This window comes from Mesorhizobium sp. B2-4-14, assembly GCF_006442155.1.
Classification (GTDB): Bacteria; Pseudomonadota; Alphaproteobacteria; order Rhizobiales; family Rhizobiaceae; genus Mesorhizobium.
Genome location: NZ_VFVA01000025.1, coordinates 1 through 17,840, shown reverse-complemented (window position 1 = coordinate 17,840; position 17,840 = coordinate 1). Strand labels below are relative to the sequence as shown.

The 17,840-nt window shown below is 65.4% G+C and carries 20 protein-coding genes and 1 tRNA gene; 14 read left to right on the top strand and 7 right to left on the bottom strand.

Translation table 11 applies throughout. The features are described 5' to 3' along the window. From FJ938_RS20490 to FJ938_RS20480, 3 genes are read left to right on the top strand one after another with little or no spacing between them, the layout of a single operon-like run. Complete coding sequence (locus FJ938_RS20490) at positions 1–633, top strand: precorrin-8X methylmutase (protein ID WP_140696821.1); 633 nt, start codon at positions 1–3, stop codon at positions 631–633. Beyond that, positions 630–1,403: a precorrin-2 C(20)-methyltransferase gene (locus FJ938_RS20485; RefSeq protein WP_140696817.1), complete on the top strand. Its 774-nt coding sequence runs from the start codon at positions 630–632 to the stop codon at positions 1,401–1,403. Before FJ938_RS20490 ends, FJ938_RS20485 begins: the two co-directional genes overlap by 4 nt. Then, a complete protein-coding gene (locus tag FJ938_RS20480) occupies positions 1,400–2,164 on the top strand; it encodes a precorrin-3B C(17)-methyltransferase (protein ID WP_140696814.1) in 765 nt (254 codons plus the stop codon). The genes FJ938_RS20485 and FJ938_RS20480 overlap by 4 nt, the downstream gene beginning before the upstream one ends. On the opposite strand, the gene FJ938_RS20475 is transcribed toward FJ938_RS20480, so the two are convergent. Beyond that, positions 2,128–2,892 (bottom strand): cobalt-precorrin-6A reductase, encoded by a 765-nt coding sequence (locus tag FJ938_RS20475; RefSeq protein WP_140696813.1) that lies wholly within the window; start codon positions 2,890–2,892, stop codon positions 2,128–2,130. The genes FJ938_RS20480 and FJ938_RS20475 overlap by 37 nt on opposite strands. Positions 2,893–3,041: 149 nt before the next feature. Between FJ938_RS20475 and cbiE the strand changes: the two genes are divergently transcribed. The 7 genes from cbiE to cobT are packed head-to-tail and all read left to right on the top strand — an operon-like array spanning position 3,042 to position 9,377. Then, the gene (gene cbiE / locus FJ938_RS20470) at positions 3,042–4,271 is read left to right on the top strand and encodes a precorrin-6y C5,15-methyltransferase (decarboxylating) subunit CbiE (protein ID WP_140696810.1); all 1,230 of its coding nucleotides are present in this window, start codon (positions 3,042–3,044) and stop codon (positions 4,269–4,271) included. 19 nt (positions 4,272–4,290) lie between these two features. Beyond that, positions 4,291–4,677 carry a cobalamin biosynthesis protein gene (locus tag FJ938_RS20465; RefSeq protein WP_140696807.1) on the top strand — a complete coding sequence of 129 codons (387 nt, stop codon included), beginning with the start codon at positions 4,291–4,293 and terminating at the stop codon, positions 4,675–4,677. Then, positions 4,674–5,438 (top strand): precorrin-4 C(11)-methyltransferase, encoded by a 765-nt coding sequence (gene cobM / locus FJ938_RS20460; RefSeq protein ID WP_140696805.1) that lies wholly within the window; start codon positions 4,674–4,676, stop codon positions 5,436–5,438. Before FJ938_RS20465 ends, cobM begins: the two co-directional genes overlap by 4 nt. After that, positions 5,435–6,253 carry a uroporphyrinogen-III C-methyltransferase gene (gene cobA, locus FJ938_RS20455; RefSeq protein WP_140610456.1) on the top strand — a complete coding sequence of 273 codons (819 nt, stop codon included), beginning with the start codon at positions 5,435–5,437 and terminating at the stop codon, positions 6,251–6,253. The genes cobM and cobA overlap by 4 nt, the downstream gene beginning before the upstream one ends. Next, positions 6,250–7,569, top strand: coding sequence for a cobyrinate a,c-diamide synthase (locus FJ938_RS20450; RefSeq protein WP_140696802.1), 1,320 nt, complete (start codon positions 6,250–6,252; stop codon positions 7,567–7,569). The genes cobA and FJ938_RS20450 overlap by 4 nt, the downstream gene beginning before the upstream one ends. Next, positions 7,566–8,342: an adenosylcobinamide-GDP ribazoletransferase gene (locus FJ938_RS20445; RefSeq protein ID WP_140696799.1), complete on the top strand. Its 777-nt coding sequence runs from the start codon at positions 7,566–7,568 to the stop codon at positions 8,340–8,342. The genes FJ938_RS20450 and FJ938_RS20445 overlap by 4 nt, the downstream gene beginning before the upstream one ends. A gap of 24 nt (positions 8,343–8,366) precedes the next feature. Beyond that, entirely contained in the window at positions 8,367–9,377 is a 1,011-nt protein-coding gene (cobT, locus tag FJ938_RS20440; protein WP_140696797.1) for a nicotinate-nucleotide--dimethylbenzimidazole phosphoribosyltransferase, read from the top strand. Positions 9,378–9,456: 79 nt separating this feature from the next. Here cobT and map read toward each other — a convergent pair whose 3' ends face one another. The 4 genes from map to FJ938_RS20420 form a co-directional block, all read right to left on the bottom strand. Further along, positions 9,457–10,269: a type I methionyl aminopeptidase gene (gene map, locus FJ938_RS20435; RefSeq protein WP_140696794.1), complete on the bottom strand. Its 813-nt coding sequence runs from the start codon at positions 10,267–10,269 to the stop codon at positions 9,457–9,459. After that, on the bottom strand, positions 10,232–10,444 hold the full coding sequence (locus FJ938_RS20430) for a ParD-like family protein (RefSeq protein ID WP_140696791.1): 213 nt from the start codon (positions 10,442–10,444) through the stop codon (positions 10,232–10,234). Before FJ938_RS20430 ends, map begins: the two co-directional genes overlap by 38 nt. A 215-nt stretch (positions 10,445–10,659) precedes the next feature. Continuing rightward, a tRNA-Lys gene (locus FJ938_RS20425) sits at positions 10,660–10,735 on the bottom strand. Between the two features lie 128 nt (positions 10,736–10,863). Continuing rightward, positions 10,864–11,772 (bottom strand): PhzF family phenazine biosynthesis protein, encoded by a 909-nt coding sequence (locus FJ938_RS20420; RefSeq protein ID WP_140696789.1) that lies wholly within the window; start codon positions 11,770–11,772, stop codon positions 10,864–10,866. A 101-nt stretch (positions 11,773–11,873) separates the two neighbouring features. On the opposite strand from FJ938_RS20420, the gene FJ938_RS20415 reads away from it, so the two are divergent. From FJ938_RS20415 to FJ938_RS20405, 3 genes are read left to right on the top strand one after another with little or no spacing between them, the layout of a single operon-like run. Next, a complete protein-coding gene (locus tag FJ938_RS20415) occupies positions 11,874–13,166 on the top strand; it encodes an efflux RND transporter periplasmic adaptor subunit (RefSeq protein ID WP_140696786.1) in 1,293 nt (430 codons plus the stop codon). Between the two features lie 3 nt (positions 13,167–13,169). Then, positions 13,170–13,871 (top strand): ABC transporter ATP-binding protein, encoded by a 702-nt coding sequence (locus FJ938_RS20410; RefSeq protein WP_140696784.1) that lies wholly within the window; start codon positions 13,170–13,172, stop codon positions 13,869–13,871. A 2-nt stretch (positions 13,872–13,873) separates the two neighbouring features. Further along, positions 13,874–15,091, top strand: a complete 1,218-nt coding sequence (locus tag FJ938_RS20405; RefSeq protein ID WP_140610448.1) for an ABC transporter permease — start codon at positions 13,874–13,876, stop codon at positions 15,089–15,091. A 23-nt stretch (positions 15,092–15,114) separates the two neighbouring features. Here the strand turns inward: FJ938_RS20405 and FJ938_RS20400 are convergent, their stop codons facing one another. Beyond that, positions 15,115–15,831: a hypothetical protein gene (locus FJ938_RS20400; RefSeq protein ID WP_140696782.1), complete on the bottom strand. Its 717-nt coding sequence runs from the start codon at positions 15,829–15,831 to the stop codon at positions 15,115–15,117. Between the two features lie 21 nt (positions 15,832–15,852). Next, a complete protein-coding gene (locus FJ938_RS20395; protein WP_140696780.1) occupies positions 15,853–16,968 on the bottom strand; it encodes an endonuclease/exonuclease/phosphatase family protein in 1,116 nt (371 codons plus the stop codon). Between the two features lie 189 nt (positions 16,969–17,157). Here FJ938_RS20395 and FJ938_RS20390 point away from each other — a divergent pair, with 189 nt between their 5' ends. After that, positions 17,158–17,712 carry a BA14K family protein gene (locus FJ938_RS20390; RefSeq protein WP_140696777.1) on the top strand — a complete coding sequence of 185 codons (555 nt, stop codon included), beginning with the start codon at positions 17,158–17,160 and terminating at the stop codon, positions 17,710–17,712. Positions 17,713–17,840: the final 128 nt, after the last annotated feature.

Sequence of the window (17,840 nt, the reverse complement as noted above, 5' to 3'; positions counted from 1 at the left end):
ATGGCCGCCTACGACTACATCCACGACGGCACGGCGATCTACGAGCGCTCCTTCGCCATCATCCGCGCCGAGGCCGATCTGTCGCGCTTCTCGGAAGCCGAGGCCGATGTCGCCATCCGCATGATCCATGCCTGCGGCCAGGTCGAAGCATCAAGTCATTTCGTTTTCTCCAGCGGTTTCGTCACTGCTGCCCGCAATGCACTTGCCGCCGGCGCACCGATCTTCTGCGACGCGGAGATGGTGTCCCATGGCGTCACCCGCGCCAGGCTGCCGGCCGGCAACGAAGTGATCTGCACCTTGCGCGATCCGCGCACGCATGAAATCGCCAGGGATATCGGCAACACCCGCTCGGCCGCGGCCGTCGACTTGTGGGGCGAACGCATGGCCGGCGCGGTCGTCGCCATCGGCAACGCGCCGACAGCGCTCTTCTACCTCCTGGAAAAACTGCGCGACGGCGCGCCCAAACCGGCGGCCATCATCGGCATGCCGGTCGGCTTCGTCGGTGCCGCCGAATCCAAGGATGCGCTGGCCGAGAATTCCTATGGCGTGCCCTATGCCATCGTGCGCGGCAGGCTTGGCGGCAGCGCCATGACCGCCGCCGCGCTCAATTCGCTGGCGAGGCCGGGCCTGTGAACGCCCCCGTCAAGGAAGGATTGGCAAAAGGACGTCTCGTCGGCGTCGGCACCGGCCCCGGCGACCCGGACTTGTTGACGCTGAAGGCCGCGCGCGCTTTGGCGGAAGCCGATGTGGTGGCGTATTTCGCCAAGCGCGGCAACAACAGCAATGCCCGCGCCATCGTCGAAGCGCGCTTCCGGCCGGATATGCTGGAACTGCCGCTGCTCTATCCCGTGACCACCGAAATCGACAAGGATCACGACGATTACCGCTCGCAGATCACCGGTTTCTACGAGGAGTCGGCCGAAAAAGTCGCCGAACATCTCGAAGCTGGCAGGATCGTGGCCGTCCTGTCCGAAGGCGATCCGCTGTTCTACGGCTCCTACATGCATCTGCATGTCAGGCTGGCGCATCGTTTCCCGACCGAGGTTATTCCCGGCGTCACCGCCATGTCAGGCTGCTGGTCGGAGACCGGCCTGCCGATCGTCCAGGGCGACGACGTACTGACCGTGCTGCCCGGCACGATGAGCGAATTCGAGTTGACGCGCCGCTTAGCCGACACCGATGCCGCCGTCATCATGAAGGTCGGCCGCAACCTGCCCAAGGTCAGGCGGGCGCTGGAGGCGACAGGCAAGCTGACGCGCGCCGTCTATGTCGAGCGTGGCACCATGGCCGGCAGCATCTCGATGAAGCTGGCCGATAAACAGGACGACAAAGCACCCTATTTCGCCATCGTGTTGGTCGCCGGCTGGTCCGGCCGGCCCGGCGCCTTGGGAGCACCTGCATGAGCGGCCGCCTCACCGTCATCGGTCTCGGCCCCGGCAATGCCGATCAGGTCACGCCGGAAGCCAGCCGCGCTGTGGCGGAAGCAAAATTCTTCTATGGCTACAAGCCCTATCTCGACCGGCTCGATTTGCGCCCCGACCAGACCCGCGTCGCTTCCGACAATCGCGAGGAGCTCGCCCGCTCCAAGGATGCGCTGGTCAAAGCCGCCGAGGGCCATGACGTCGCCGTGGTCTCAGGTGGCGATCCCGGCGTCTTCGCCATGGCTGCCGCAGTCTGCGAGGCGATCGAGGCCGGGCCGGACGAATGGCGCGCGATAGATGTCGCTGTCGTTCCCGGAATCACCGCCATGCTTGCCGTCGCCGCCCGGATCGGCGCCCCGCTTGGCCATGATTTCTGCGCCATATCGCTATCCGACAATCTGAAGCCATGGGAGCTGATAGAGCTGCGTCTTCTGGCTGCAGCCGGCGCGGGCTTCGTCATCGCGCTCTACAACCCGATCAGCAAGGCGCGCCCCTGGCAGCTTGGCCGCGCCTTCGAATGCCTCACCGCGATCCTGCCTGGCACCACGCCGGTGATCTTCGGCCGCGCCGCCGGCCGCCCGGACGAGCGCATCGAGATCTATCTGCTGGCGGACGCCGACGCGCGGAAGGCTGACATGGCGACCTGCATCATCATCGGCTCGCCGGAAACTCGCATCATCAAGCGCGGGGAGAAGCCGGCGCTGGTCTATACGCCGCGTTCGGTCGCGGGCTCGACAAAATGATCCACCATCGCGGCCAGTTGATCGACGCTCTCAGCCGAAGGCACCTGTGGCAGATCGGGCCTGCGGATCATGACCACATCGATGCCAAGCGCCCTGGCGGCGGCAATCTTGCCGTAAGTGGCCGCACCGCCGCTGTTCTTGCACACGACGATGTCGATGCTCTGCCCCTCCAAAAGCGCACACTCTTCCGATTCGCGGAACGGCCCTCGCGCCAGCAGGTAGGCCGCATCCGGCACCGCCAACTCTGGCTCGACCGGTTCGACGCTGCGTATGAGGTAATGGTGTTGCGGGGCGGCCTCGAAAGCCGCGACCTCTTGCCGACCAAGCGCCAGGAACACCCGGCGCGGCGTATCCCCAAGCGCCTGCACGGCAGCGCCGACGGTATCGACCTCAATCCAGCGATCGCCTTCGACAGGCTCCCAACCCGGGCGGCGCAAGGCAAGGATCGGTACACGGGTCAGTTGCGCGGCTTGCGCCGCGTTGGCGGAGATTCGCGCCGCATAGGGATGCGTGGCGTCGATCAGCAGGTCGATGGACCTGTCCGTGAGGTAAGCGGCCAAACCATCGGCGCCGCCAAATCCGCCGCTTCGCACCGGAACGCCTTGGGCGACCGGACTTTCCGTGCGGCCGGCCAGCGACAGCGTGACCGCGGCGCGCGTGACCAGCTTTCCCGCCAGTTGCCGGGCTTCAGTGGTGCCGCCAAGGATCAGGATCGTCTTCATAGTCATCCTAGTGGACCACGTCGGCGCTGCCCCTCACCCATACCCTCTCCCCGTAAAGACGGGGAGAGGGGGATCGCCAGCGTTGCGGCTGGTCCCTTCTCCCCGTCTCTATACGGGGAGAAGGTGCCGGCAGGCGGATGAGGGGCAGCGCTGGCATGTCAAACAAGAAGCAGCCAACACTCCAATGGCTCACGATCGTCGGCATCGGCGAGGACGGTCTAGCCGGTCTCGGCGACGAGGCCAAGCAGCGGATTGCCAAGGCGGAAATCATCTTCGGCGGCAAGCGGCATCTGGCGCTGGTCGCCCCCTTCGCCAAGGGCGAGCCGCGTCCCTGGCCGATCCCTTTCGATGCCGGGATGCGCGACGTGCTGGCGCTGGCCGGCAGGCGCGTCTGCGTGCTCGCCTCCGGCGATCCGTTCTTTCACGGAGTCGGCGCCACGCTGGCCCGCAAGGTCAGGCCCCAAGAGATGCATGTCATCCCCGCGCCATCGGCCATTTCCCTGGCCGCCGCCCGGTTGGGCTGGGCGCTGCAGGATATCGAGACCGTCTCCCTGCATGGCCGGCCGCTCGACCTGATCCGGCCGCTGCTGCAGCCCAACGCGCGCATCCTGGCGCTGACATCCGATGGCGAGACGCCCGCGGAAATCGCCCGCCTGCTCGCCGAACTCGACTTCGGCGCATCGCGGCTTACCGTTCTGGAAGCTCTGGGCGGACCGGACGAGATCCAACGTTCGGCGCGCGCCGATGCCTTCGACCTCGAAAACGTCAATCCGCTCAACGTGCTGGCCATTGAGATTGATTCAAATCCGCAGGCCCGCGTCCTGCCGCTCAGATCGGGCCTTGCCGATCACCTGTTCGATCATGACGGCCAGATCACCAAGCGCGAAATCCGCGCCGTCACCCTTTCGGCGCTGGCGCCAAGGCGCGGCGAATTGCTGTGGGATATCGGCGCCGGTTCCGGCTCGATCGGCATCGAATGGATGCTTGCCCACCCCGCGATGCGCGCCATCGCCATTGAAGCCGACCCGACCCGAGCCGCCCGCATCACCCGCAACGCGGCGGCTTGCGGCGTTCCCGGCCTTGTCGTGGTGGAAGGCAGCGCGCCCAAGGCGCTGGCCAGGCTGGACACGCCCGACGCGATCTTCATCGGCGGCGGCGGCAGCGACACCGGAGTGCTGAACGCCGCCATCAAGGCGCTGCGCATCGGTGGCCGCCTGGTCGCCAATGCGGTAACGCTGGAGATGGAAGCCCTGCTTCTTGCCCAACACATCAAATTGGGCGGCGATCTCACCCGCATCGCCATTTCGCGCGCCTCGCCGGTCGGCTCGATGCAGGCCTGGCGGCCGGCGATGCCGGTCACGCAGTGGGCTTGGGTGAAGCCATGATGGGGAGCCGGGTCAAGCCATGATGGTCGCGGGCATCGGCAGCCGAAAGGGCGTACAGGTTGAAGACGTGCTTGCCGCGATAGAAACAGCGCTCGAAGCGCATGGGCTGGCGATGTCGGCTCTTTCGGCGCTGGCCACCGCCGCGCTCAAGAAGGATGAAGAAGCGGTTGCTGCCGCCGGTCGCACGCTGAACCTCCCGGTCATCATCGTCGATGACGCTGCCCTTCGGGCTGCCTCGTCGGGGACGCTCAGCAACTCCAGCCTGTCGCAGGAATCGGCCGGCACGCCATCGGTTTCCGAAGCGTCGGCCCTTGCGGTTGCCGGGAAGGGCGCGACGCTGCTCGGCCCGCGCACCGTGCTCGGTCCTGTCACCTGCGCCATCGCTATCAGCGGAGACGCGCCATGACCGTCCATTTCATCGGCGCCGGTCCGGGTGCGGCCGACCTCATCACGCTGCGTGGTGCGAGGCTCCTGGCAAGCTGCCCGGTGTGCCTCCACGCCGGTTCGATCGTGGCACCCGAATTGCTGCAGCACTGCGCCCCGGGCACAAAATTGATCGACACCGCGCCGATGTCGCTCGATGAGATCGAGGCCGCGTATCTCGATGCCCACAATGCCGGCCATGATGTCGCCAGGCTGCACTCGGGCGATCTGTCGGTGTGGAGCGCGGTTGCCGAGCAGATTCGGCGGCTTGAAAAGCACGGCATCCCTTACACGCTGACGCCAGGCGTTCCTTCCTTCGCGGCCGCCGCCGCAGCACTTCGCCGCGAACTGACCATTCCCGAAGTCGCGCAGAGCCTAGTGCTGACCCGCATCTCCGGCCGCGCCTCGAAAATGCCGCCCGGCGAAACGCTGGCCGGTTTCGGCCGCACCGGCGCCACGCTGGCCATCCATCTTGCCGTCCATGCCGTCGACCGCGTCGTCGCCGAATTGACACCTTACTATGGCGGTGATTGCCCGGTCGCGATCGTCTTTCGCGCCTCCTGGCCGGACGAGCGCGTGCTGACCGGTACGCTGGAGACGATAGAGGCACGGCTCGCGGCCGATCCGATGGAGCGCACGGCGATCATCTTCGTCGGCCGCTCGCTGGCGGCGGAAGGTTTCGGCGAGAGTTCATTGTACGACGCCCACTACCAGCGGCGTTTTCGCGGACGGGACGGATTGTGAACGGCAGTACCAGCAACAAAGGCGAAAACGCAACGCTCGAACAGGCGCTCGCGCGGCTGAACTTCAAGCCGCGTCCGCTTGAGCCGGGCCATGTCTGGCTGGCCGGCGCCGGTCCCGGCGACCCCGGCTGCCTGACCCTGGAAGTGCTGGCGGCGCTGGCCGAAGCGGATGCGCTGGTCTACGACGCGCTGGTTTCACCTGATGTCGTGGCTGTTGCCGGAAATGCCGAGCGTTTCTTTGCGGGCAAGCGCGGCGGCAAGCCCTCGATGAAACAGGACGACATCACCGCCCTGCTGGTGCGGCTGGCACGTGAAGGCCGCCGCGTCGTCAGGCTGAAGGGCGGCGATCCCTATATTTTCGGCCGGGGCGGCGAAGAGGCTTTGGCACTGGCACGCGAAGGCATACCGTTTCGTGTTCTGCCGGGCCTGACATCGGGCCTCAGCGCGCTGGCCGCCACCGGCATTCCGGCCACCATGCGCGGCATCAACAAGGCGGTGATCCTGGCGACCGGCCACGCCGCCGGCACAGACGATGACATCGACTGGGCGGCAATCGCCCGCACCGGCCAGCCTGTCGTGGTCTATATGGGCATGGCCAATCTGCCGCTGATAGCAGCGGCACTGCTCGATGGCGGCCTGGCGCCGTCGACGCCGGCGGCTGTGATCGTCGCCGCGACCACGCCTCGGGAGCGGACCGTCGTCGCCACGCTCGCCACCATTGCCGAGGAAGCCGCCGCTGCCGGCCTGGCCTCGCCGGCATTGATCGTCGTCGGCGGCATCGTCGCCATGCGCGCGGCACTGGCGGGCGGGGCATGACGGCGCGGGCCATCATCATCGGCGCGCCGCGCTCCGGCTCGGGCAAGACCAGTGTCACCATCGGCATCCTGCGCGCGCTCACCCGGCGCGGCCTGAAGGTGCGCGGTGCCAAATCGGGCCCCGACTACATTGATCCCGGCTTCCATGCCGCTGCTACGGGCCTGTCCGGCGTCAACCTCGACAGTTGGGCGATGCCGCCGTCGCTGCTCAACGCGCTCGCCGCACAGGCGGCCGACGATGCCGATTTCGTCATCCTCGAAAGCGCCATGGGCCTGTTCGACGGCATTCCGGCCGCGCCGGGGCGCACCGGCTCGGCCGCCGATCTCGCCCGGCTCTATGGCCTGCCGGTGCTGCTGGTGCTCGACGTTTCCGGCCAGTCGACCACGGCGGCGGCCGTCGCCAAGGGTTTTGCCACTTACGATCCGGATGTGCGCATGGCCGGCGTCGTGCTCAACCGGCTGGGCAGCGAGAGGCACCGGCGGCTTTCCGGCGACGCCATCGAGGCGATCGGCCTGCCGGTGGTCGGCGCTATCCTGCGCGATCCCACGCTCAATCTGCCCGAGCGCCATCTCGGCCTCGTCCAGGCCGGCGAATATGATGACCTGATGGCGCATCTCGACAGGCTGGCCGACATGGCGGAGAAGTCGCTCGATCTCGATGCAGTCATGGCGCTGGCAACGCCGCTCAATCCGGCAGTCGGCGATTTCACCGATGCGCTGCAGCCGCCCGGTCAACGCATCGCGCTGGCCGAGGACGCTGCCTTCACCTTCCTCTATCCGCATGTCGCGGCCTATTGGCGCAAGGCGGGCGCGGAGATCGTTCCGTTCTCGCCGCTCGCCGACGAAGCGCCTGAAGAGGAGTGCGATGTCTGCTGGTTGCCGGGCGGCTATCCCGAGCTCCATGCCAGGCGGCTCGCCGCTGCCGCGAATTTCCGTGCCGGGATGGCTCGCTTCGCGGAGGCGAAGCCCGTCCATGGCGAGTGCGGTGGCTTCATGGTGCTTGGAGAAGCGCTGGAGGATGCCTCCGGCGAAACGCATCGCATGCTTGGCCTGCTCGGCCATGCCACCAGCTTTGCCAAGCGAAAGATAAACCTCGGCTATCGCGAGGCGCGGCTGCGTGCGGACTGTCCGCTGGGGCCGCAAGGCGCGCTGATCCGTGGCCACGAATTCCACTATGCGCAGATGACGGCCACCGGCAATGACGAACCGCTGGCCGACCTCGCCGATGGCCAGGGCAATCCGATCGGCGCTTCCGGCTACCGGCGCGGCCATGTTTGTGGCACCTTCTTCCATGCGATAGCGAGGGCTGGCGCGTGAAGCTTCCAAATCTTACCCTTTCGCCCCGGCAGATCCTCGACGATGTCGCGCTCTGTCTGGTGTTTTTTACCCGCCTGCCCCTGCCCATCCTCGACTTTCGCGGCCGCAGTCTCGCCGCCGCGATCTGGGCCGCACCGGTTGCCGGCATCGTCGTCGGCCTGATCGGCGCCATCGTCTTTGCCACGGCGGAACGGTTTGGCCTTGCCATGGGGCCGGCGGCCGCCCTTGGCCTCGTCTCAACCGTCATCACCACAGGCTGCCTGCATGAAGACGGACTTTCGGACGTCGCCGACGGTTTCGGCGGCGGCAAGTCGCGTGGCCGCAAACTCGAGATCATGCGCGACAGCCGCATCGGCGCTTATGGCGCGGTGGCGCTGGCTCTGTCGCTGCTGATCCGCTGGAACGTGCTTTCGGAATTCGTCGACCCCACACAGGCGCTCTTTGCCCTTGTGGCTGCCCACGCCGCTTCGCGCGGGGTGCTTGGCGCTTTCATGCATCTCTTGCCGGCGGCGCGCTCCGACGGCCTGTCGGCCGGCGCTGGTCCTGTCTCGCTCGACACCGCCATAGCCGGCGCCGTGCTTGGCGCGATTCCCCTGCTCCTGCTCGGCCCCGGCGGCGCCATCGCCGCGCTGATCTTGCTTGGCCTGCTGTTTGCCGCGTTCCACGCCCTTTGCCTCAACCAGATCGGTGGCCAGACCGGCGACACGATCGGCGCCCTGCAACAGGTGAGCGAAATCGCGGTGCTGCTCGTCGCTTCCGTAGCCCTTTCCTGATTCTCTTTTGGAGACCTTGCCGCCATGCCCTTCAAATCCCTCGACGAATTGCGCGCGGCCTGCCTTGACCTGCCCGCCGGCAGCGACATAGCGGCCAATGCCGTCGCCCGCCGCCAGGACACGCTTACCAAGCCGCAAGGCAGCCTCGGCAGACTTGAGCCCATCGCGGCATGGCTGGCGCGCTGGCAAGGCCGCGACATGCCGAAACTCGACCGGGTGAAGGTGTTAGTCTTCGCCGGCAACCACGGTGTCACCGCGCAGGGCGTGTCGGCCTATCCGTCGGAAGTCACCGTGCAGATGGTGGCGAATTTCGCCGGCGGCGGCGCCGCAATCAACCAGCTCGCCCGCGTCGCCGGCGCCGAACTCGACGTCATCCCGCTCGATCTCGATCATCCCAGCGGCGACTTCACGCAAGTGCCGGCAATGGACGAGAAAACATTCCTTGCCGCCGTCTCGGCCGGCTATGATGCGGTCACAAAAGACCTTGACCTCGTCTGCTTTGGCGAGATGGGCATCGGCAACACCACGCCGGCCGCCGCCATTTCGGCGGCGCTGTTCGGCGGTGGAGCGGAAAAATGGACCGGGCGCGGCACCGGCGTCGACGACGCCGGCCTGAAGCGCAAGGTGGTCGCCATCGAAGCCGGCCTGAAGCGCCATGCCGCCGCCCTCGCCGACCCGCTGGGGATTGCTGCCGCGCTCGGCGGGCGCGAGCTTGCCGCCATCTTCGGCGCCACGCTGGCCGCACGGCATCTGGGCATACCCGTGCTGCTCGACGGCTTCGTCTGCACCGCCGCGGCCGCTCCGCTGGCAAGGCTGCATCCGACCGGGCTCGCTCACACCATCGCCGCCCATGTTTCGGCCGAATCGGGCCACCGTGGCTTGCTCGAAGCCCTCGATCTGCCGCCGCTGCTCGATCTCGGCATGCGGCTCGGCGAAGGCTCCGGCGCCTGCCTCGCCGTCAACATCGTCCGCTCGGCGCTGGAGTGCCATGCGCGCATGGCAAGCTTTGCCGAGGCAGGTGTTTCGGAGAAATAGGCTCAGGCAGCAAAGGCGGAATTGGCGCTGACGATGCTGCTGCCCTGGAAAAGAGCATTGCTTTCCGGTTGGGCCGTTTCTAAGCCGCGTTTTTCAGCGCGGCCGGTTCGTCAGGGCGCAGCGTCAGCACCGATACACCGGAAGCCGTGACGGCGACGGTGTGCTCGAACTGCGCGGAAAGCGACCCGTCTCTGGTCACGACAGTCCAGCCGTCAGCCTCGGTTCTGACAGTCCGTCGGCCTCGATTGAGCATCGGCTCGATCGTGAAGACCATGCCCTCGCGGAGCACGAGGCCGGTTCCCGGCTTTCCGAAGTGCAGAACCTGCGGTTGCTCATGCATCTCCCTGCCGATGCCGTGACCGCAATAGTCATGCACCACGGAATAGCCATTTCGCTTGGCATGGCGTTCGATCGCCCAGCCGATGTCTCCGAGCCGTGCGCCCGGGCGAACAGCCCGGATGCCCATCCACATGGCCTCGTAGGTGGTCTGGACCAGCCTCCTGGCGGCTGGAGCGACCTCGCCAACGAGATAAGTTTTGCTGGAATCGGCGATATAGCCGTCCTTCTCCAGCGTGATGTCGAAATTGACGATATCGCCGTCCCGAAGCACGTCCGATTGCGACGGAATGCCGTGGCAGACCACATCGTTCACCGAAGAATTCAACACAAAACCATAGCCATATTGGCCCTTGCTCGCGGGTCGGGCCTGGAGATCGTGAACGATGAAACGCTCGACCATGTCATTGATCTGAAGTGTCGACACACCGGCGAGCGAGGTTCGATCCAGCAGCCCGAAGACGGATGCCAGCAGCCGGCCGGATTCGGCGAGCAAGGCCAGTTCCCGGGCTGCTTCGTCATGCTTCGCTGAAAGCCAGTGATTGAGCCGAAACACCTGCGGAACCGAGTTCGCGCTCGATGATCTCCGTGAAACTGAGCGTCGGATTGGTCTCGCACAGCATGCCGACCTTGATCCAATAGGCGGCCTGCGCGTTGATCGAACGATACGATACCTTGCTCGCCCTGCGCAGCTGGTCGTGCAAGTCATCATCAATGTTCACGATGCCCATCGGCACCTCCATATACGGTTCGTATATGAAATATATATAGAGCAACCGAGAAAGCCAAGGGCGTCGGCCTCACCACCGCAAGCCGCTCAACAGGGCCTGACTACAGGCCGGCCGAGCATCGTTGCAGGTCAAAAGATCACGATAAGACGTATGGCCCGAGACGCGCTAAACGTGTCTCGCTTTCAGGGTCTATCCACCAAGTCTTTGAAGAAATTTGGTGGGTGCGCACAGGATTGAACTGTGGACCCGCTGATTAAGAGTCAGCTGCTCTACCAACTGAGCTACGCACCCACTCGGCCGGCAAAAACCGGCGTTGGCGGGCATATAGCCGCCGATACCGATCCTGTCCAGCCCTGCCGGAATCATTTCCCGACAAATCGTACCGAGGGTCTCTCAAACCTTTGGCGAAGCCCGGCAGATCACCCGAAAAGCTTGCCTTCCGCCACCTTGATTGCATGGCCGCCAATGCGCGCGGAGGCCAGTTTTCCGCCCTCCACGTTGAGTTCCAGGCGGATGCGCGACGGGCGGCCCATTTCGAGCCCCTGCTCGATCCACAGTTGCGAAACCCCGTCCGTCGGGCCGTCGAAATGCATAATGGCGCCGGCAAAGGCCGCCGCCGCCGAACCGGTCGCCGGGTCTTCATAAGAGGGCGTGCCGGGGACGATCATGCGGACATGGAACGCGCTTTCATGATTCACGGTCTCGCGGCAGTAGACGTAGGGACTGGCGAAGGCCCATTCGCTCTTGCGCGGCGCCAGTTCGGACCAGGCCTGGTTATCCAGCCGGATCCGGCCCGCCGCTTCGAGATTGGCAACCGGAATGGTCACATAGGGCACGCCCGCCGACCAGAACGCGACACGGTGATTCTCGAAACCGATCTCATGCGGCGCCAGCCCGAGCGCGGCGCCGATCGCCTGCGGATCGGCAGACAGGTCCAGGGGTTCCGGCAGTTTGGCGAGATCGAATTCGGCGAAGGTGACGCCATTATGCTTGCTGACGGCGCAGCGCACCGGTCCGATATTCTCTTCCAGCACGAAAATGCCGGCGCTGCCCTCCCCCTCCAATTCCGTCAGCGCGATGGCTGACCCGACAGTCGGATGACCGGCGAACGGCATTTCATAGTCGGGCGTGAAGATGCGGATGCGGTTTCTATGCTTGGGGTTGTCCGGCGGCAGCACGAAAACCGTTTCGGACAGATTGAACTCTCGCGCGATGGCCTGCATCGCGGCCGTGTCCAGCCCTTTGCAATCCAACACCACGGCCAGCGGGTTGCCGGCCAGCCGCTCGGTCGTAAACACGTCGTAAAGCAAGTAATTCCGGGTTTGCATTCCTGCCTCAATCCCAACATGGGCGAAATTTAATTTGATATTTGAACCGTCAAGCCTGATCTGTGCACGGATACGGTCATTACGCATCATAGGGGTCCAGCGTGGACCAGATTGTCAATCCGCCAAAGACGGAATCGGATTCCGCCATCGAGACGGCGCTCGGCCTCGACAGCAAGGGCCGGCGCAAGACGCGGCGGCGTGGCTGGCTCTATGCGTTGCTCACCCTGATCGTGCTTGCCGCCGGCCTTGGCCTGTATCAATGGTATGCCGGCACGCCTGCCAGGATCGACTACACCACCGTGCCAGCCGCCAGGGCCGACCTCACCGTCCAGGTGTCGGCAACGGGCAAGCTGCAGCCGCTCACTCAGGTCGACATTTCCAGCCAGCTCTCCGGCATCATACGCTCGGTTTCGGTCAACGAGAACCAGCAGGTCAAGAAGGGCGACGTGCTGGCCGCGCTCGACACCGCCAAGCTGCAGGTCCAGATCGAGCGGGCGCAGGCCTCGGCCAAGGCGGCGGCCGCCAATGTCGAGGATGCAAGGGTGACGCTGGCCGAGAACGAGAGCGCGCTGGCGCGCGCGGCGGCCCTGACCAAGCGCGGCATGGCCACCGACCAGTCGCTGGAGGCGGCGACCGCGACGCGCGACCGCTCCAAGGCCGCACTCGACAGCGCCCAGGCCAATCTCGCCATCGCCAACGCGGATCTCAAGTCGCAGCAGACCGATCTTGCCAACAGCACCATCTACGCGCCGATCGACGGCATCGTGCTGACGCGCTCGGTCGACCCGGGCCAGACCGTTGCCTCCTCGTTGCAGGCGCCGGTGCTGTTCGTCATCGCCGCGGATTTGAGGAACATGGAACTGGTGGCGGCGGTCGACGAGGCCGATATCGGCGCGGTCAAGCCGGGCCAGCATGCGCGCTTCACCGTCGATGCCTTCCCCGACCGGCCATTCGATGCCGAGATCCGCGACATCTCCTATGCCTCGGTCACGACCGATGGCGTCGTCACCTACAATGCGCGGCTCGAGGTCGACAACAACGAGCTGTTGCTGCGCCCCGGCATGACCGCCACTGTTTCTGTGGTCACGAGGCAAGCCAAGGATGTGCTCACCGTACCCGCAACCGCCTTCCGCTATCGCCCGGCGCAACAGGCCGCGCGTGGCTGGAGTCTCAGCGATCTGTTCACCGGCCGCATGGGGCGTCCCGGCGGCAATCGCCAGCGTCAGGCGGCAACGGCCCCCACCGACGGCTCGCGCACGCTCTATGTGCTGGAGAACGGCCGGCCGCATCCGGTCAACGTCAAGATCGGTTCGACCGATGGCGAACTGACCGAGATCACCTCGGGCCTTGAGGAAGGCGCACAGGTGATCACCGCCTCGCAGTTGCGGAGCTAAGCCGTGGCCGCGGGTGCGCCCCTCATCACCTTCGACAAGGTCTGGAAGAGCTATGGCCAAGGCGAGGCGCGGGTGCACGCGCTGGCCGGCGTCGACCTTGCGATCCGGCGCGGTGAATTCGTCGCCATCATGGGGCCGTCCGGCTCCGGCAAGTCGACGGCAATGAACATCATCGGCTGCCTCGACACACCGACGGCCGGAACCTATTCCTTCATGGGCGTCGACGCCGGCCGGCTCGACCGTAACCGCCGCGCCATGCTGCGCAACCTCTATGTCGGCTTCGTCTTCCAAGGCTACAATCTGCTGGCGCGCACCACCGCCGCAGAGAATGTCGAACTGCCGCTGATCTATCGCGGCGTCGCCGCCCGCGAGCGCCGCGACCTTGCCATGCAGGCGTTGGCCCAGGTCGGCCTTGTCGGCCGCGAGCACCATACGCCGGCGGAACTCTCCGGCGGTCAGCAGCAGCGCGTGGCGATCGCGCGCGCCATCGTCACCAGGCCGACCCTTCTGGTCGCTGACGAACCAACCGGCAACCTCGACACTGCCCGCACCCATGAGATCATGGAATTGCTGACGCAGCTGAACAAGGAGCTTGGCTTGACCATCGCCATGGTCACGCATGAGGCCGATGTCGCCGAATACGCCGAACGCACAATCCGCTTCCTGGACGGTCACGTCGCCTCCGACACCATGGAGACGGCCTGACCATGATCTGGGAAACCGTCCGCCTCTCGCTTCGTTCCATCCGCCGCAACGTGCTGCGCTCGTTCCTGACGCTGCTGGGCATCGTCATCGGCGTGGCCGCCGTCATCGCCATGCTGACCATCGGCTCCGGCACCACGCAAAAGGTCAAGGCGGACATCTCGAAGCTCGGCAGCAACCTGCTGGTCGTCAGGGCCGGCCGCCCTGCAGGTCCGGGAGGCCCGGGCGGGCTTGACCAGGTGGTGCGTCCGTTGGCCGAGAAAGACCTGGCGGCGCTGGTCGCACATCTCACCGGCGCGCGCGCCATCTCGCCAGCCTCGCAGAAACAGGTGCGCGTCATCTTCGGCACCGAGAGCCTGACTTCGGGCGTCACCGGCACCGACAGTGCCTATCTCGACGCACGCGACTGGAAGCTGGTGTCCGGCCGCCCCTTCAGCGATTCCGAAACCCGTTCCGGCACCGGCGTGTGCCTGATCGGCGAGACGGTGCGCCAGCAATTCTTCGGCGCCGGCGATCCCGAGGGCGAGATCATCCGCGTCAACCGCACCTCCTGCAAGATCATCGGCCTGCTCGAGCCCAAGGGCTATACCGGCTTCGGCCAGGACCAGGACAACGTCGTTTTGATGCCGCTGCATGCCTATCAGCGTCGCATCGCCGGCAACCGCGATATCGACAACATTTATATCGCCGCAGACGATCGCACGCCAACCAGCGAGTTGCAGCCGCGCGTCGAGGACATTTTGCGTGACGCACGCCGCGTCACGCCCGACCGCGAAAGCGATTTCGCCATCCGCGACATGACGCAGATCGCCGACGCCATGGCCAGCGCCACCACCACCATGACCGGCATGCTGGGCGCGGTCGCCGGCGTCAGCCTGTTGGTCGGCGGCATCGGCATCATGAACATCATGCTGGTCTCGGTCACCGAACGCACGCGCGAGATCGGCATCAGGCTCGCCATCGGCGCGCATGAAAAGCACATCCTCATCCAGTTCCTGGTCGAGGCCACGGTGCTGTCGCTGCTCGGCGGCATCATCGGCATCCTCATCGGCCTGGCACTGGCCGGCCTCGCCTCGGTGACCCTGACCATCCCCTTCGCGCCAAGCCCGGCCGTCATCCTGCTCGCCGTCGGCTTCTCCGCGCTGATCGGAATGGTGTTCGGCTTCTTTCCGGCGCTACGCGGCGCCAGGCTCGACCCGATCGACGCGCTGCGGCACGAGTAGAAGGCACCGAGGCCAGGACTATCCTACTTGCCGCTTTCGAAATGCCACTCGACCAGCGGCTTCATGTGCGGCGCCAGGCCATCCGGAAGGTCGGCGGCATGGCGGATGATCACCGGCCCCTCGATCTCCGGATCGGTTTCGGTGGCAACGAAGGCCGAGATTCGCCGCGCGATCTCGTCGGCCGGTTCCGTCTGGTGATAGCGGCGGAAGATCACCGTACCGCTTGCCGTCGACAGGGCGTGGTAGCGCTTGCCTCGTTCGGCATTCGACAGGTCGAGGCCGGTTTCCTCGCGCACCTCGCGGATCATGTTGAAATCGACATCGACCCGCCCGTCGCGGAAGTCGAGCGGCTCGAACGAGCCGGCTGCGAAATAGACGCGGCCGGGGCTGACCGTTCGCGCGCCCATACGGATCGCCACCAGCGCGTTGTCGCCGGCCACCAGCATGGCATGGGCATAGGCGTGCTCGGCACCGGAATTCTCGCGCCGCTTACGCCAGAGCATGAAGGTGGAATAGTTGACCGCATGGCAGCGGCCGACGAGGCGGTTGTCGCCCCAGGCAAGTCGCGAGAGCAACACCACGGTGCCGTCGAACAGCGCCGGATTGGCTGCTATCTCGCGCTGCCAGTTTTCGGCGATTGCCCTTTCATTGTCCCGCGCGAAAGGGTGCGGGCCGGGATCGAGCCGGACGTCGATGGTATCGACCGGCAGGATGACATTGCGCGGCAGGTCGAAACTCATCTGTATCAACCCCAGTGCCGCCTATCGAACCATGTCCAGTGTGATCGCCACCGGGCAATGGTCGGATGCCTTTGGCCGGTCCCAGCCGGCGCGTGGGAAGCGCTCGACTTCCTGGCCTGCCGGAAAGATCGTGCGCCAGGGCTGGCCACTGCGGATGATGTCGGGAACGGCGGTGGCATTCCTGGCCGCCAGTCCCCTGGAGAGCAGGATATAATCGAGCTGGCAGAGATGCCGCTCTTCGGGCCCACGGGTATGGTAAAAAGTCCAACGGTTCATTTCCGGTCGCCGCTCGACGACGTTCTCGCAGAAGCCGCCAGCCGTCAGCACGTCGATGCTGGACCGGGCCTCGTCGACCACCTCGAAACGGTAGCCGCCGACATCATCGCCGGCAATCTTCACCCGCTGGCGGTAATCATTCATGTCGCCGCAGATCGCCCACCGCTTGTCGGCGGCGTGCTCCTTGCCGAAGCGCTCCTCAATGATGCGGCGCACCGCTTGCGCCTCGGCGATGCGGACCGGCATCGTCGCCTCGCGACCGTCGAGCCCGTTGCGGGGCGGCCCCATCGATTTGAAATGCACGAGGTAGAGAGTCAATGGGGCACCGCCCACGGTGATGTCGACTTCAAGGCAGTCGCGCCGGAAGATGCGCTCATTGGCCTGCTTGCCGAGCGCCTCGAGTTCCGGCGTGTGCAACCCGAACTGCTCATAGGTGGTATAGGCGTGGCTGGTCATGCGCACGAATTCGATCGGCTGTCCCTGCGCGGACTCGCTGCGCATCATCACGGCGACGTCGATGCCGCGCGAATCATTGCCTGACGTGGTGTATTTCTGGCGGTAGCCCTGCCCCACCATCTTGAACAGATAGCCGTATTCGAAGGCCTTAAGCGTCTCGATGTTGTCGACCTCCTGCATGCAGATGATGTCGGCCTGGGTGGCGGCGATCGCCAGCGCCGTCAGCTGGCGCGTGTCGTCTGATTGCGCGATGGCGCGGGCCTGCTCCAGGATCTTGTACTCGGCCTCGCTCTGGATATCGAACAGCGCCAGCGTCCGATCCTCGTTGAGCTGATTGCGATAGCCGGAAAAATCGAACCTGTTCATCAGGTTCTCGACATTGAAAGTGGCAAGGCGCAGCGACATGCCGTGACCTTTGCCTGCAAGCGGCGGAGAAAACAAGCCGGCAGGGCCACAAGCCCAGATCGTCTGGACCTGTGGCATTTCGCGCCATGGTTGACGGAACCTTTCCGTTCATCCGCCGTTCAGACGCAAACATCCACATTGGCTCCATTCCTAGGGTAGGCGTGGGGCCTGTACCTCTTGGAGAGTGCAATGAATTCGCTCTTTTCTTCCACCATCAAATCCGGGCTGATTGCGCTCGGCATTGTCTCCGGCATAACGGCGCCGTCCGCCGCCGGACCGATCCTGCAGCCGGACCTGTCGATTCCCGTCAGCACAGCAGCGCCGACCGTCACGCCGGTCCGCGAAGACTGGGCGGGCAACAACAACGGAACGTTCAACAACGAATGGAGATGGCGCCGGTCTGGCAACTGGAACCGCGGCAACTGGGGACGCGGCAACTGGAATCGTGGCGACTGGAACCGCGGCGACAATTGGCGTTGGCGCCATCGCCACTACCGCGGCGGCTACTACGATGATGGCGCGGGTGCCGCGATCCTGGGCCTTGGCCTGGGTCTCGGCCTTGGCAGCCTGTACAATAACTACGACTATTATGCGCCGCCGCCGCGCCACTATTATCGCGCGGGCCGGCTTTCGAGTGCCCATGTCCGGTGGTGCTATAACAGGTACCGGTCGTATCGCGCCTGGGACAATACGTTCCAGCCCTACAATGGCCCGCGCCAGCAGTGCTGGTCGCCTTATAGGTGAGGTGCGACCAGATCGGTCGGGTCGAAATGAAAACGGCGCCGCGAGGCGCCGTCAGACTGCTGACAAACCCCTGGCATTTGCCGGGGGTTTTTGATTCACTGGGTCATGTTGAAGCGACCCGCCCCTGA

Excerpts from the sequence above, each read along its gene's own strand:
- FJ938_RS20490 (WP_140696821.1), top strand. The coding sequence starts at position 1 with ATGGCCGCCTACGACTACATCCACGACGGCACGGCGATCTACGAGCGC.
- FJ938_RS20480 (WP_140696814.1), top strand. The coding sequence starts at position 1,400 with ATGAGCGGCCGCCTCACCGTCATCGGTCTCGGCCCCGGCAATGCCGAT.
- FJ938_RS20475 (WP_140696813.1), bottom strand. The coding sequence starts at position 2,892 with ATGACTATGAAGACGATCCTGATCCTTGGCGGCACCACTGAAGCCCGG.
- cbiE (WP_140696810.1), top strand. The coding sequence starts at position 3,042 with ATGTCAAACAAGAAGCAGCCAACACTCCAATGGCTCACGATCGTCGGC.
- FJ938_RS20465 (WP_140696807.1), top strand. The coding sequence starts at position 4,291 with ATGATGGTCGCGGGCATCGGCAGCCGAAAGGGCGTACAGGTTGAAGAC.
- cobM (WP_140696805.1), top strand. The coding sequence starts at position 4,674 with ATGACCGTCCATTTCATCGGCGCCGGTCCGGGTGCGGCCGACCTCATC.
- FJ938_RS20450 (WP_140696802.1), top strand. The coding sequence starts at position 6,250 with ATGACGGCGCGGGCCATCATCATCGGCGCGCCGCGCTCCGGCTCGGGC.
- cobT (WP_140696797.1), top strand. The coding sequence starts at position 8,367 with ATGCCCTTCAAATCCCTCGACGAATTGCGCGCGGCCTGCCTTGACCTG.
- FJ938_RS20430 (WP_140696791.1), bottom strand. The coding sequence starts at position 10,444 with ATGGGCATCGTGAACATTGATGATGACTTGCACGACCAGCTGCGCAGG.
- FJ938_RS20420 (WP_140696789.1), bottom strand. The coding sequence starts at position 11,772 with ATGCAAACCCGGAATTACTTGCTTTACGACGTGTTTACGACCGAGCGG.
- FJ938_RS20405 (WP_140610448.1), top strand. The coding sequence starts at position 13,874 with ATGATCTGGGAAACCGTCCGCCTCTCGCTTCGTTCCATCCGCCGCAAC.
- FJ938_RS20400 (WP_140696782.1), bottom strand. The coding sequence starts at position 15,831 with ATGAGTTTCGACCTGCCGCGCAATGTCATCCTGCCGGTCGATACCATC.
- FJ938_RS20395 (WP_140696780.1), bottom strand. The coding sequence starts at position 16,968 with ATGTCGCTGCGCCTTGCCACTTTCAATGTCGAGAACCTGATGAACAGG.
- FJ938_RS20390 (WP_140696777.1), top strand. The coding sequence starts at position 17,158 with ATGAATTCGCTCTTTTCTTCCACCATCAAATCCGGGCTGATTGCGCTC.